At 64.7% G+C, this 14,626-nt stretch carries 8 protein-coding genes; 5 read left to right on the top strand and 3 right to left on the bottom strand.

Annotated elements, in window-relative coordinates; all coding sequences use genetic code 11:
* Nucleotides 1-59 precede the first annotated feature (59 nt).
* Genes VF649_RS03070 through VF649_RS03060 form a run of 3 tightly spaced genes read right to left on the bottom strand, consistent with a single transcriptional unit; the run spans nucleotide 60 to nucleotide 4,560 of the window.
* Nucleotides 60-1,577: a tryptophan halogenase family protein gene (locus VF649_RS03070; RefSeq protein ID WP_331010489.1), complete on the bottom strand. Its 1,518-nt coding sequence runs from the start codon at nucleotides 1,575-1,577 to the stop codon at nucleotides 60-62.
* A complete protein-coding gene (locus tag VF649_RS03065; protein WP_331010488.1) occupies nucleotides 1,574-3,052 on the bottom strand; it encodes a tryptophan 7-halogenase in 1,479 nt (492 codons plus the stop codon). Before VF649_RS03065 ends, VF649_RS03070 begins: the two co-directional genes overlap by 4 nt.
* The gene (locus tag VF649_RS03060; protein WP_331010487.1) at nucleotides 3,049-4,560 is read right to left on the bottom strand and encodes a tryptophan halogenase family protein; all 1,512 of its coding nucleotides are present in this window, start codon (nucleotides 4,558-4,560) and stop codon (nucleotides 3,049-3,051) included. The genes VF649_RS03065 and VF649_RS03060 overlap by 4 nt, the downstream gene beginning before the upstream one ends.
* Nucleotides 4,561-4,854: 294 nt before the next feature.
* On the opposite strand from VF649_RS03060, the gene VF649_RS03055 reads away from it, so the two are divergent.
* The 5 genes from VF649_RS03055 to VF649_RS03035 all read left to right on the top strand — a co-directional run.
* Nucleotides 4,855-8,235, top strand: coding sequence for a TonB-dependent receptor (locus VF649_RS03055; RefSeq protein WP_331010513.1), 3,381 nt, complete (start codon nucleotides 4,855-4,857; stop codon nucleotides 8,233-8,235).
* Nucleotides 8,236-8,505: 270 nt separating this feature from the next.
* Nucleotides 8,506-9,531, top strand: a complete 1,026-nt coding sequence (locus VF649_RS03050) for a cupin-like domain-containing protein (protein ID WP_331010486.1) — start codon at nucleotides 8,506-8,508, stop codon at nucleotides 9,529-9,531.
* A 273-nt stretch (nucleotides 9,532-9,804) separates the two neighbouring features.
* Nucleotides 9,805-12,810, top strand: coding sequence for a TonB-dependent receptor (locus tag VF649_RS03045; RefSeq protein WP_331010485.1), 3,006 nt, complete (start codon nucleotides 9,805-9,807; stop codon nucleotides 12,808-12,810).
* Between the two features lie 146 nt (nucleotides 12,811-12,956).
* Nucleotides 12,957-13,715 carry a glycoside hydrolase family 3 N-terminal domain-containing protein gene (locus VF649_RS03040; RefSeq protein WP_331010484.1) on the top strand — a complete coding sequence of 253 codons (759 nt, stop codon included), beginning with the start codon at nucleotides 12,957-12,959 and terminating at the stop codon, nucleotides 13,713-13,715.
* Nucleotides 13,601-14,626, top strand: a 1,026-nt coding sequence (locus VF649_RS03035; protein WP_331010483.1) for a glycoside hydrolase family 3 protein, incomplete at its 3' end; no start/stop codon positions are given. The genes VF649_RS03040 and VF649_RS03035, both read left to right, overlap by 115 nt.

Genomic DNA, 14,626 nt, shown 5'->3' with positions numbered 1-14,626 from the left:
GTGCGGTGTCGGCGTCGTAAAAGCACGGCTGATCCAAAAAGCCAAATTGTTTGGCAGATTCATCGGCGCGAGGCCGGTGCATAGCGCGCGATATATTCGGATTGGGTCGGCAAGCCGCCGACGGCATCGGCAATTCCCGCCCGCATCTGCCGCAGCGCCGCCGCGACCCGATCACCATCGAGCGCATCGACGACCGGGTCATAGCCGGTCGGGCGGATGTTCTGGCCAAGCATGACCGCGACCCAGCTCGGGATCGCGAACAGTTCGTCGTCATAGCGGAAAATCCGGCCCTTTTCGCGAAACAGCATGATCTTGTGCGCCAGGCTGTCCGGGATCGGCATCGTTCGAACATATCGCCAGAACGGTGAATCGTCGCGCCGCGTGGCGTGATAGTGCAGGATGATGAAGTCGCGGATCGCCGTATAGGCGTCGCCCATCAGCCGATTATATTCATCGCGTTCGACCGCCACGAACCGCCGGTCCGGGAACAGCCCGAACAATTTGGATATCCCCGCCTGGATCAGGTGGATGCTGGTGGACTCCAGAGGTTCGAGGAAGCCGCCGGCAAGTCCCAGCGCGACGACATTTCCCTCCCACAGCCGGAGCCTCCGTCCCGCGCGAAAGGACAGTTTGCGCGGATCGGCAGTCGGGCGCGCATCGAGATGCGCGATCAGCAAGCGTTCGGCCTCCGCATCCGACATGTGCGCGCTGGCATAGACATGGCCGTTGCCGGTGCGATGCTGCAGCCCGATCCGCCATTGCCACCCGGCGGGGTGCGCGGTCGACCGGGTGAAGGGCAGCAGCGGTTCGGTGCGTTCGGTCGGCACCGCCAAGGCGCTGTCGCAGGGCAGCCAGTGCGACCAGTCCTCGAACGGCACGCCCATCGCGTCGCCCAGCAGCAGGCTGCGGAAGCCGGAGCAATCGATGAACAGGTCGCCTTCGACCCGGCGATCGCCGTCGAGCAGGACGGCGCGGAGATGGCCGTTGTCCGGATCGCGGTCCGTACCGGTGATGCGGCCTTCGATGCGCACGACCCCGCCGTCCTCCGCGCGGCGGCGGAGGAAGGCCGCGTACAGCCCCGCATCGAAATGATAGGCATAGGCCAGTTGCGACAGCGGATCGCGCGGGTCATCGGCGGGTGCCGCGAACCGGCCGTGGCGCGCGGCCATGGCGGATGCGGAATATTCGTCGATGGTGCCGATGCCGGGCTGATCACGCAGCTTCAACCAGAGCTGGTGAAAATTGAGCCCTTCAATGTCGCGGCCGTGCGGGCCGAACGGGTGGAAATAGCGATCCTGCCCGGTGTCCCAGCCGACAAATTCGATCCCCAGCTTGAACGTGGCACCGGTTTCGCGCAGGAAATCGCGCTCTTCGATGCCGAGCAGCCGGTTGAATCCCAGGATCGGCGGGATCGTCGCCTCGCCGACGCCCACCGTGCCGATCGCGTCGGATTCGACCAGCACGATCCGACGCTGGCCATCGTTCAGGAAACGTGCAGCCGCGGCGGCGGCCATCCAGCCGGCGGTGCCGCCGCCGACGATCACCACGGTCCGGATGGGGGCTTGCTCGGCGGTCATCGGCGGCCTTCGATCTGCGCCAGATAGGCGGGGTAGGGGGGGATGCGGTGCGGCAGTGCGGCGGCGGCGTCGGTCAGCGCGCGCAACGCGGCGGCCGTCGCGGCGACGGGGGTCGCCGACGCGATCGCGTCGGGCAGGCGCGGGACGATGCCGAGGCCTAGCAACAACGCCAGCCAGCGGTCGCGGCCGAAGCTCTCCTCCTCATGGAAGGGCAGGCGGCCGCGCATTGCGAACTGATCCAGCGTGTGGGCAAGGGTGTCGGGACGGGGCAGGCGGCCGGCAGCTCTCCAGAACTCGCCGCGCGTGCGCCCGCTCGGTTGATAATGTGCGGCCTGGAAATCCCGGACGCGTGCAACCTGCCATGCCGTACGGCGCTGATATTCCGCGGTTTCGACCGCCGCACAGTCGCGCCCCGGCAACAGGTCGATCGCGCGCAGGATCGCGGCATGGGCCAGGTGCAGATTGGCACTGGCGAGCGGATCGAGGGTCACCGCGGCGTCGCCGATCGCCACGACATTGTGGCGCCACGGAGCCCGCCGGGCCCCTGGGCGGAATGCGATCAGCTCCGTTCCGATCGGGAGGATGCGGGCGGCGCGCGCGTCGGACGTCTGGCCGGCGGTATAGGCAAGGCCGTGGATCGTCCGATCGCGCAGCGGCAGCGTCATGCGCCACCCCGAAGGAAGCGCATGGACGTTGTCGGTCGGGCCTGGTGCGGGCGCAGGTGAGCGCTCGGTTCCGATCAGCAACCGGTCGGCCGGCAACCACATGCTCCAATCCTCGACATCATGATCGATCGCGGTACGGAGTGGCGCCGCAGGTCCGGCGCAGTCGAGATAAAGATCGGCCTCGATCCGGCGGCCATCGGCCAGCAGCAGGGCCGCGACGCCGCCATCGGCCCGGCGCTCGGCCCCGCCATAGCCGCCGACAACCGGCCGTATGCGGTGGTGCGCGGCATAGGCGCGCAGCAGATCGCGGTAGCGCGGCGGATCCAGCCGCAGCGCATAGGTGAAACCCGACAGCGGCGAGCCCGGATCGTCCAGCGGATGGACGAACCGATCCGCCGCCGCCAGTGCCGCCGCCGGCGCGAAGGTGTCGAACGGGGCCACCGCGCCGGCGCGCCGGGCGTTCAGCCAATGCTGGTGAAATGCGCCGGGCGCAACCGCGCCGCCGTGGTCGTCGTCGACCAGGATCAGCGGTCGGCCGCTGGCGGTCCAGTCGATCAGGCGCGTGCCGATGCGGTGGATGGCGCCGGCCTTCAGCAGATCCATTTCCGAAAGGCCGATCCGGTCGTGAAAGGCGGCGATCGACGGCAGGGTGCCCGGCATTCGGTCCGCAAAGGCGGCGGGATCGGCCGGCGTCTCCACGATCGTGATCGCCAGGCCGGGCAGGGCACGGGCGAAGGCGATCGCCGCCGACAGGCCGACGATGCCCGCGCCCAGGATCGCGATGCTGCGGATCGGCGAACGGTGCGTCACGCGGCGACGGCGGCGTTGCGACCGGCGATGAAGGCGGCATGATCCGGCATCGCCGCAACCGTCGCCGCGACCTGCGTCCGGAGTGCCGAGACGGCGCGGTCCAGCCCGTCGATCGCGGGGGCGTCCGCGCGCTGGTCCCAGCCGTGCGGCACGATCCCCTGGCCCAGATAGACGGCAAGCCAGCTTGGTTCCAGGAACAGGCCCTCTCCATACTGGCTGACGCGGCCGGCGCGGCGGAACAGGTCCATCTTCTCCGCCAGCGTATCCGGGATCGCCATCGTCCGAACGTGATTCCAGAAGTCGGAGTCGTCGCGCGTGGTGGCATGATAATGCAGGATCAGGAAATCGCGGATGCGGTCATATTCCATATCGACCATCCGATTATATTCGGCGCGGTCGGCGGGAATGATGCCGTCGGAGGGAAACAGCTCGATCAGCTGCGTGATCGCCATCTGCGCCAGATAGATGCTGGTCGATTCCAGCGGTTCCAGAAATCCCGACGCCAGCCCGACGCCGACGACATTGCCGACCCAGCTGTTGCGGCGGCGGCCGGCGCGGAAACGCAGCATGCGCGGATCGGCAAGCGGCGCGCCCTCCACCGCCTGCACCAGCGCATCGGCCGCAGCCTCATCGCCCAGATGCGCGCTGGAATAGACATAGCCGTTGCCGACGCGGTGCTGGAGCGGGATGCGCCAGCGCCAGCCCGCCGCCATCGCCGTGGCGCGGGTATACGGATCGATCGGTCCGTCCGGCGAGGCGGTCGGCATCGCCACCGCCCGGTCACAGGGTAGCCAATGGGACCAGTCTTCCCATGGTTCGGCCATGCTGTCCCCCAACAACAGGCTGCGGAATCCGGAGCAATCGATGAACAGGTCGCCTTCGATACGCCGCCCGTCCGCCATCACCACCGCGCGGACGTCGCCACTTTCGCCGTCGCGATCGACGGAGAGAATGCGGCCTTCGGTCCGTTCCGCGCCCAGCCCCTCCGCAAACCGGCGCAGATATGGGCCGAACAGCGTGGCGTCGAACTGATAGGCATAGCCGAAGCTGGCGGCGAGCGCGTCGGGTTCGCCGGTCGGGATCGCGAAGCGGGCGGCGCGCGCGGCAAGGATCGGAACCGAATAGTCGCCGAACGGCGCCGCGCGCCCGGCGGCGTTCAGCCGCAGCCAGTAATGGTGAAAGCCGACATCGCCCAGCGGGCGGCCGAACGTGCCGAAGGGATGGATATAACTGTCCCCGATCGCACCGAAATCACGAAAGTCGATCCCGAGCTTGAACGTCGCATGCGTCGCGCGCATGAAATCGGCCTCGTCCAGCCCGAGCCGTTCGACGAAGGCGCGGATGTGCGGCAGCGTCGCTTCTCCCACGCCGACGATCCCGATGTCGGCCGATTCCACCAGATGCACGGTGCAGGCAGCCGGCAGCAACCGGACCAGCGCGGCGGCCGCCATCCAGCCAGCCGTTCCGCCGCCGACCACCACGACGCGCGTCCGGTCCTGCCTGGTCATCTCCGTTCCCCTCCTGCCAATAGGGCGATTCTGTCGCTCTTCGGCAACAGTTAACCATAAGTTGGACATTCGTCTTTTAAATTTAATTATCAGACTTGTTACCGCAAACGGGGCGCTCTAACCCGTCAACACCGCCGGCGACAAGATCGCGGGTTGATAGGACAGCGTGCTTCGATCCCACGGCGCAAAACCGGGACGGGCCACGTCGGGGATGACAAGGGGTACACAATGGCTGTTGTTGCAATGAATCGCACCGATCGGCGTGCGTTCCGCATGTATGGAGTTGGCGTGTCGATGATCGCACTCGCGGTCATGGCCCAGCCGGCGTTTGCCCAGACCGCGGACGCTGGCGCCGCCAACGACGTTTCCGCGTCGCCATCGGCCGCCGGCAATGTCGCGACGCCGTCTGCGGGGGCGCAAGGTGTCGGTACGGCGTCGGCCGATGACGGTGGAGGGGATGCCATCGTCGTGACCGGAATCCGCCAGTCGCTCGCCAGCGCGCAGAACATCAAACGGAACGCCGATACGATCGTTGATGCCATCACCGCGGAAGACATCGGCGCCTTGCCCGATCGTTCGATCAACGAAGCATTGCAGCGCATTCCCGGCGTGGCCATCACGCGCTTTGCTGCACCGGGGGACTCGCAGCATTTTTCGGTCCAGGGCTCCGGCGTGCAGATCCGCGGACTCACCTACAACCGGTCCGAATTCAACGGCCGCGATGCGTTCTCGGTCAGTTCCGGCCGGCAGATCGGGTATAATGATGTTCCCGCCGAATTGGCTGGGTCGGTCGAAGTGTTCAAGAACCTGACCGCCGATCTGATCGAAGGGGGTATTTCCGGCACCGTCAGCATCAACACGCGCAAGCCGTTCGACAACAAAGATCGTATCATATTCTTCTCGGCATCGCAGAGCTATGGCGATCTGGCCGAACGTTCCGCACCATCGTTTGTAGGTCTGTTCAGCGACCAATGGGACCTGAAGGACGGAAGTCGCCTGGGCCTGTTGGTCGGCGGAAGCTATTTCCAGCAATATAGCCGAGCGGATTCGATCTTCTCGCAGGCGTTCCTGCCGCGCTTCAACGCGCCGGACGATGGCGTCGATGGCTATGCCATCAACGGCGATTTCCAGGGGTCGCAATATGATGGCGTCACATGCGACGGCAACAACCCGGCGGAAGGGCGGATCATCAACCAGGGGCAACCCTATGCGCTGCGCGTCTGCGACAGCTTCCCTGTCGCCAACGGCCAGACAGTTTATGCCCCCGGCGGCGCCGGCGTGCGGTCGCAGACGTTCAACACGCGGCGCAGCAGCATCACCGCTGCCGGCCAGTTCGAATCGTCGGATCGGCGCTTGCTGGTCACCGCGCAGTATCTGCGGTCGGAGTCGATCGAGGCCTGGATCGACCATTCGATCGAGACCAATTTCTACTATAACGACATCGGGAATACGTTCCCGGCCGGCTATATCGATCAGGCGGGCTTTCCCTATAATCCGCTGGCCAATTATACGTTTGACGACAACGGGGTGTTCACGTCGGGCACGATCGTTCGCCGCAACAACCGCGTCGCGCACAACGTCCCGGCGAGCCAGGCCTGCGCGGGTGGGCAGACCTATTGCGACTATCCGCAATTCGTTACCCCCGGCGGTTTGAATACCACCGTCACGAACCGTTATAATTACGGCAAGGTGCAGAACCAGGATTTTGCCCTGAACGCCAAGTTCTCGCCAACCGATCGGCTCCATCTGAACCTGGACGGTCAATATGTGAAGGCGAAGGTGTTCAGCCGCGACGATATCGTCGATACGTCGACATTCTCCGCTGTGTCCCTCGACCTGACCGGCAAGACGCCGCAGGTGGGTTTCCTCACGCCGGGGTTCGACGCGAATACCTATTTCACGAATCCGCAAGGCGTCTTCTACAACGACGCCTACAACAACCTGGCGATGAACGACGGCGAAGAATGGGCGTTCCGTGGCGACGTTCAGTATGATCTGGACGATGACAGCTTTCTTCGGTCGGTTCGGATGGGCGGCCGCTGGGCCAAGCGGTCGCAGACCGTCAAGACCAACGATTACAGCAACTGGGGATCCTTGTCCGCCACCTGGACGGACGAAGGGCCGAGCTATATCGGCTCCACGCCCAACGAAGCCCGGCCAACGACGTTCGATAACTTCTTCCGGGGTGGGGGTGGCACCGTACCGCCCGTCACCTTGCTGACCGATGCGGTCCTGAAGGATCACGACGCGCTGATGAACCTGCTGCGCGGCGTGCGCGATCCGCTGAACGGCTTCAGCTACACGCCGATCGAGGATCGTGGCGGCGCAGTGGTGAATGGTCGGACCACACGCAATCCGAACCTGATCGACGGGTATTTCCTTCCCAACGAGATCTACAAGAATTCGGAAGAGACCTACGCCGGCTATGTCCGGGCGGACTTCGGTACGCAGGAATTTGCCAATGGCATGAAGTTGACCGGGAATATCGGCGTCCGCTATGTCCGTACGAAGGACCTGTCGGCAGGATCGACGAACTTCCCGCAGCGGACGACCGTGCTGCCATCCGGATTTGCGGACTTCGCAAGCTATTGTACCGAGCAGACCCGGCCGCGGACCGATGGCACGGTGCCCTCGGCAAATCAGATCCCTGCCTTGTGTCGTGCGACCGTGACGGACGCGCAACGGGCCGCTGCGTTGGCGTTTGCGAACGGCGCCGCAGTCGCGCAGAATGCGGTCAACAAGTTCGGCAACTGGCTCCCCAGCGTCAACCTTCGTCTTGATATCACGCCCAAGGTGCTGGTCCGGTTCGCTGCATCGAAGGCGATCAGTCGCCCGGATTTCGGCGACTTGCGCAATTTCGTCTCGCTGGGCTTCAACGGCGGAAACGGCGTGTTCGAAGCCCGCGCGGCGAACCCGTATCTGCGTCCGATCAAGGCGGATCAACTCGATCTCAGCGCGGAATGGTATTTCGCCCGCGTGGGATCGCTGACGGCAACCGGCTTCTACAAGCGGCTGACGGATGTCATCATCGGCAACAGTGGCTTCGTTCGCAACTTCTCGAACAACGGCAGCAGTTACGATCTGGCGTTGAGCGGCCCGGCCAATGCAGACGGATCGAGCAACATCAAGGGTGCCGAGCTGTCCTATCAGCAGACCTACGACTTCCTGCCGGGTGCGCTCGCCGGGCTCGGTGTTCAGGCGACCTATACCTATATCAAGGCCGGTACGGTGCAGGTATCCCCGCCCGCATTCCGGGCATCGACCGATCCCACCCCCTTTGAAGGAGACGGAAATCAGCCCCCGATCGACATCGAAGGCCTCTATGACAATCTGCCGCTGGCGCAATTGTCCAAGCACAATTTCAACGTATCCGCATTCTACGACAAATATGGGATCTACGCGCGTGTTGCCTATAGCTGGCGATCGAAGTTCCTGCTGAACAACCGTGATTCGATCTTCCCGTACCTGCCGGTTTACAGTGATGCAGGGGGGCAGGTTGACGGATCGCTGTTCTACACCGTCAACAATCACTTCAAGATCGGTATTCAGGCCAACAACCTGCTGGATCAGACGACGAAGACCCGGTTCCTCCTGAACAGCGATGGCCTGACCGCGCCGCGGACCTATTTCAAGAGCGATCGTCAGTTCCAGCTGAGCGTCCGTCTGAACATGTAGGCAGGTGGTGACGATACAGAAAGCGATCCGGGTTCGGTCGATGGTCGTGTACGACCATCGCCCGACAGGCGGTACGGCGGCCATGGTATCGCCGGACCACCGCGTGATGGCGTCATGAAGTCCTGCCGCATCGATATGATAAACTGTCATCGACGGGTCGACGCCCGATGACTATGATGCCCCCAAAGCGCGGCGGTTCGCTGGTTCGGGTACGGCTGTGAGTATGCGTGTGATCTGGGATCCGGTGGCGGCAGATTGTGGCGGTAGCCGGTGACCGATGTCACGGGCCTGCCCGTTATCGAGATCGATGCCGTAACATCAGCGCGGTTCGAGGCGGAAATTGCCCCGGCGTACCACCCGGTCGTGATGCGCGGGCTTGCGGCCGACTGGCCGGCGGTGCGCGCGGCCCGCACGTCGGACCGCGCGATCGCCGACCATCTGCTATCGTTCGAGGGTGGGCGGCCATCCGACGTGATGGCGGCAGCGCCGGAGGTGGGAGGGCGCTTCTTCTACCGGGACGACCTGCGCGGGTTCAATTTCGAGCGCGGCAAGGTGTCGCTGTCGACGCTTGTCGGTCAATTGCTGGCGATCGGCAGCACGCCTGGATCCCCTGCAATCTATGCCGGTGCGGCGGCGGCGGCGGACCATCTGCCGGGCTGGACCGCGGCCAACCCGCTGCCGCTGGCCACACCGGACGCGGTGCCGCGCGTGTGGATCGGGAATGCCAGCCGTGTTTCGACGCATTATGACGAGGCCCGGAATGTCGCCGTGGTGGTTGCGGGGCGGCGGCGTTTCTGCCTGTTCCCGCCCGACGAGATCGCAAATCTGTATCCCGGGCCGCTCGACCAGACGATTGCCGGGCGGCCGGTCAGCATGGTCGACCTGGAGGCGCCCGATTTGGATCGCTACCCACGCTTTGCGGCGGCCCGCGCACGAATGCAGGTCGCGGTGCTGGAACCGGGTGACGCGATCTTCATTCCGTCGCTGTGGTGGCATGATGTCAAGGCGATCGGCGCGTTCAACGTGCTGGTGAATTACTGGTGGGGACAGGCGGACGCGGCGTCGCCGTTCCCGGCGCTGGTCCATGCCATCATGGCGATTCGCGACATGCCGCCCGATGAACGCGCGGCCGTACGGGGCTGGTTCGATCATTATGTGTTCGGAGACGATGCCTTGTCCGCGGCGGACCATCTGCCGACGCATGGTCGCGGCATATTGGCGCCGCCATCGCCCGAGCGCACGGAGCGAATCCGAAGCTATCTGATCGGCGAACTCAGTCGGGCCCGCGATAAATAGAAACAAATTGTATTATCTCTTGACGCCGATGGACCGAATGTAGAGGGTGACGCTCACAGGAGGCGTAATGACGCCCCGCAGGAGGATGTGCATGCCGCCAGATCGCCCGACCATCATCGTCTGACGCGTGCCCGCGCCTTCGGCGAACTTCGTCGTGAGCGCCGCGTAAAGCCGGCGTCACGTCCCACAGCACTGCGCGATCCCGCGCACGGACCGGCCGGCCTGGCTTGGGACGTGCGGCGGTGATCCGCGCCTGAATGATAAGGCCAGTCCATGAAGAACCACTATCGTCCCGCTCCCCGCGCCGCGTTGTTGGCGGCGACATCGCTTGCGGCCTGCTGCCTGGCGTCCGCGCCGTTGCTGGCGCAGGAAACGCCCGGTGCGGCGGCGGGCCCGGTCATGAACCAGCCGGTGCCGGACGCCCCCGCCGCCGGTGCGGCCGGTGATGAGGTCGTCGTGCTGGGCGTGCGCGGCGCGCAGCGCAAGGCCGTCGACCTGAAGCGGCTGGCGCCGCAGATCGTGGACAGCATCGTGGCGGAAGATATCGGCAAGCTTCCCGACGCCACGATCGCGGATTCGCTGCAGCGCGTGCCGGGCATCCAGATCGGCCGGTCGGCCGGCGAAGGCGCATCGGTCAACGTCCGTGGCCTGGGCCAGGTGCTGGTGACGATCAATGGCGAGCAGTTCCTGGGTGGCCAGAACATCGACGGTGCGCAGCCTAACTTCACCGATATTCCGCCGACGCTGTTTTCAGGCGTGGACGTGTTCAAGTCGCCGACGGCGCGCCAGCTGGAAGGCGGCGTCAGCGGCACGATCGACCTGAAGACCAGGCGGCCATTCGACCTGAAGCAGGGCGTTTCCGCCACCGCTTCGGCAGAAGGCTCCTACGGGTCGCGCGTGAAGAAGTTGAACCAGCTATATTCCGGCCTGCTCGGCTGGCGGAACGACCGGTTCGGGGTGCTGGTGGCCGGCTCCTATTCCAAGGCTGACCTTGCCAATATCGGGATCGATACCGGCAACAGCTGGCTGGTGTCGACGGACGCCCTGTCGGGCCGCGATCTGCGCGGAGATGGCGATATCACGAACAGCACGCGGTTTGCCGACAAGGATTATGTGTATCAACCGGCGGTCGTCAGCAACAGCAACCGCAAGACATCGCGCGAACGCTACGGCCTCAACGCCTCCGCGCAGGCCAAGCTGTCCGATTCCCTGACGCTGACCGGGGAAGCCGCCTATACCCGGCTTGAGGAGCAGAACCGCGCGGTCAACCTGCAGTTGAACAGCGGTTATGCCCCGCGCCCGCTGCTGGCGGGGTCCGACGTGGACGCGAACGGCGTCGTCACCCTCGGCAATTTCCGTCTGCCGGGCTTCGCCGTCAACAGCGCCGCGCAGAACAATGTGTCCGAAGCGTATAACACCAACCTGGAACTCGCCTATGACAATGGCGGCCGGTTCAAGGGTTCGTTGCGCTGGGTCCATGGCGACGCATCACGCGACTCCGTTTCGTCGCAGGCGGATTCGAAGCCGGTCACCGGATCGCTGATCACGCGCGGTACGACGGCGGCGTGCCAGAACGCGCCGGCTGCGGCGCCGGCGTCCTGCACCACCTTCGCCAATGCCGCCGGGTTCCCGACGGTGGACATCGGGATCGATTACACCACCAAATTTCCCACGCTGGCGTTCGGAACCGACGTCACCAACCCGGCCAATTATGTGTTGCAGTCCACCTGGGGCTTTGGCGACAAGCGCCGAGCCAAGACCGATGCGTTCCGCGCGGACGGCAGCTATCAGTTTGACGGGTTCCTGCGCTCGGTCGATTTCGGGGCGCGCTACAACACGCGCAAGGTGTCGGTGGAGGAGTTCAAGTATCTGGCGCCGGTGACGGTCGACGGCCTCGGACTGTTGAACGGCCCGGGCGACCTGTATTTCTTCAAGGATCCGCAGATCGGCCATACCGGCCGCCCGGCGATCGACGGGCGTTCGGTCCTGCCGATCTATACCTTCCCCGCACTGGGCAATCAGGTGCGCAACTATAGCAATTTCGTGTTCAACGGCGTCCCGGCGGCGGGTATCCCGGCGCTGGACCCGAACGCGATGGCCGACCCGCTCGCGTTCCAGAACAGCCTGTTCCCCGGTAACGCACCCTATGTCGATCCGACGCGCAGCTTCCGCGTGACGGAGAAGAACAGCACGCTCTACGGGCAGGCCAATTTTGGTGACGACACCGGCATGCTGGGCGTGGATTTCTCCGGTAACATCGGCCTGCGTTACATTCGGACCCAGCGGTCGGTATTTGCCAACCGCACGGATCCCGCCCAGTTCATCGGAACGGGCGGCAACTATAATGGCGTCTTCCTGAACCTCGGTACAGTAGAGACCAAAAAGACGTTCAATCGCTTTCTACCGTCGGCCAACCTGACGTTCGATGTTACCGATCGTCAGAAGCTGCGCCTTGCTGCGGCAAAGGTCGTAGGGTCGCTCAACCTGTTCGACCTCGGTGCAGGTCAGGTTCTATATTATGGCGCCAATAACGGTCGATATCCCGATCAGCCAAGCACGCTGCAGGTATTTTTGCAGGGCAATTCGGGTAATCCAAACCTGGAACCTTACCAGTCTACCAACTATAACGCCTCGTACGAATATTATTTCGGACAGGGCGGTCTGCTGAGTGCGGCGGTTTTCCTGTTCGACGTCAAATCCTTCCCGCAGGCGATCAATGAAGTCCTGCCGATCGCGGATCAGGATGGCGTGGTGCGGGCCGGTGGTGTGGTATCCTCAACCGGCAATGGCAAGGGCGGCAAGATCAAGGGGCTGGAGCTGGGTTATCAGCAGCAGTTCGATTTCCTGCCCGGCTTCCTGAGCGGGTTCGGTGCCAACGCGAACTTCACGCTGTCGGACAGCAGCAGTTCCAACACCGATCTGTTCGGCAAGCAGCTGCCGGTGCCGGACAATAGCCGATATCAGTATAATATCGTCGGCTTTTACCAGAAGGGACCGATCCAGGCGCGCGTGGCCTATAACTGGCGGAGCAAGCGGTTCGCAGGGTTGCAGTCGGTCAATGGTGTCAGTGATGGCGACGTGCTTGCCGTTTATTCCAAGCCCGTCGGGTATCTGGATGCGTCGGCCAGCTATGACGTGACGCCGAATATCACGGTGTTTGCGCAGGGCACAAACCTGACCGACGCCTATGACCAGCAATATGCGCAGTTCAAGAATCTGTTTTATCAGCAGAATCTGTACGAGCGGCGTCTGACGTTGGGCGTGCGGATCCGCAACTGATCGTCAGCTTGCCGTGCCGGCTTTGCCTCCCTGTTTCTACGGCACGGCTTGGACCTGGCCCGTCGCATGCGCCCGCGCGCTGCGGCGGGCGCTTTCTTTACGATGCGATCCCGTGGATCGCCGGCGGCGGACAGGAATTTGATCGCATGACTTTCGCCCGAATCCTGGCGGCGGCCTTGATAGCCACCGCGGCGCCGGTGTCGTCGCAGCCGGCGGTGGCGGGTGTCGACGCCCGGGTCGACCAGCTGATCGCCGCCATGACGCGTGCGGAGAAGCTGAAATTGATATTCGGCTATGCCACCGGCGAGCAGGCGACGCGCGGCTTCACGCCGCCGCCCGGCGCTTATCCGGGATCGGCGGGCTATATCCCCGGCATCGCCCGCCTGGGCCTGCCTCCGCTATGGGAGAGTGATTCCGGGATCGGCGTATCGGGCGTCGGGCCGGCGGCGGAGAAGCGCGGGCGCACCGCGTTGCCGTCCAGCCTGGCGATCGCGGCCAGCTGGGATCCGGCGCTGGCGATGCGCGGTGGCGCGATGATCGGCGGCGAGGCGCGGGCGTCGGGCTACAACGTCCTGCTCGCCGGCAGCGCGGTACTGGTCCGGGAACCGCGCAGCGGGCGCAATTTCGAGAATAGCGGTGAGGATCCGTTGCTGAACGGCGTCATCACCGGCGCACAGATCCGCGGTGTGCAATCGGCTGGTGTGATCTCCACGCTGAAGCATTTCGCGGTGAATGCGCAGGAACCGGGCGAATCATCGTCGATGCGCGGATCGACGAGGCGGCGGCGCGCGTGTCCGATTATCTGGCGGTGCAGATCGCGCTGGAAGGATCACGGCCGGGATCGGTCATGTGCGCCTACAACAAGGTCAATGGGACACATAGTTGCGAGAACAAGGCGCTGCTGACCGACATGCTGAAGCGCGACTGGGGATATCGCGGGTTCGTGATGTCCGATTGGGGCGCGGTTCACAGTACGGTCGCGTCGGTCAATGGCGGCCTGGACCAGCAATCGGGCTGGCCGTTCGACAAGGAACGCTATTTTGGCGCGCCGCTGTCCGCCGCGATCGACGCCGGGACAGTGCCGGCGGCGCGGCTGGACGACATGGCGCGACGGATCGTGCGCGCGATGATCGTGGCAGGCGTGGTCGACCGGCCGGTGAGGCCGGACCAGCCTATCGACTACGCCGCCGATGCCGCCACCAGCGGCGCGATCGCGGAACAGGGAATCGTGCTGCTGAAGAACGATCGCGATATGCTGCCACTGCCGGCATTGGTCGGTAGCATCGCGGTGATCGGGGGCCATGCCGATGCGGGCGTGCTGTCCGGCGGCGGATCGGCGCAGGTGCATCCGGTCGGCGGCAATGCCGTTCCGGGGCTGGAACCGCGCGGTTGGCCGGGGCCGGTGGTCTATCATCCGTCCGCCCCACTGACCGAAATGCGCCGCGAACTGCCAAAGGCGAAGATCGCATTTGCCAGCGGAACCGACATTGCCGCCGCCGTCGCGCTGGCAAAACGCAGCGCCGTCGCGATCCTGTTCGTGACGCAGTGGACGACCGAAAGCCGCGATGCCGATCTGGCGCTGTCGGGCAATCAGGATGCGTTGGTGGCGGCGGTGGCGGCGGCCAACCCCAACACGATCGTGGTGGTGGAAAGCGGCGGGCCGGTGCTGATGCCATGGATCAGCAAGGTCCGCGCGGTGGTGGAGGCCTGGTTTCCCGGCACGGCCGGCGGGCGCGCGATCGCCCGGGTGCTGTCGGGTGCGGTCAATCCGTCGGGACGGTTGCCGGTCAGTTTCCCGAACGGCGTCGCCGAACTG

It is taken from the genome of Sphingomonas sp., from assembly GCF_036387535.1.
In the GTDB taxonomy this organism is placed as follows: domain Bacteria; phylum Pseudomonadota; class Alphaproteobacteria; order Sphingomonadales; family Sphingomonadaceae; genus Sphingomonas_R.
The sequence above is the reverse complement of the archived record's forward strand: the minus strand, read 5'-3'. Positions and strand labels throughout refer to the sequence as shown.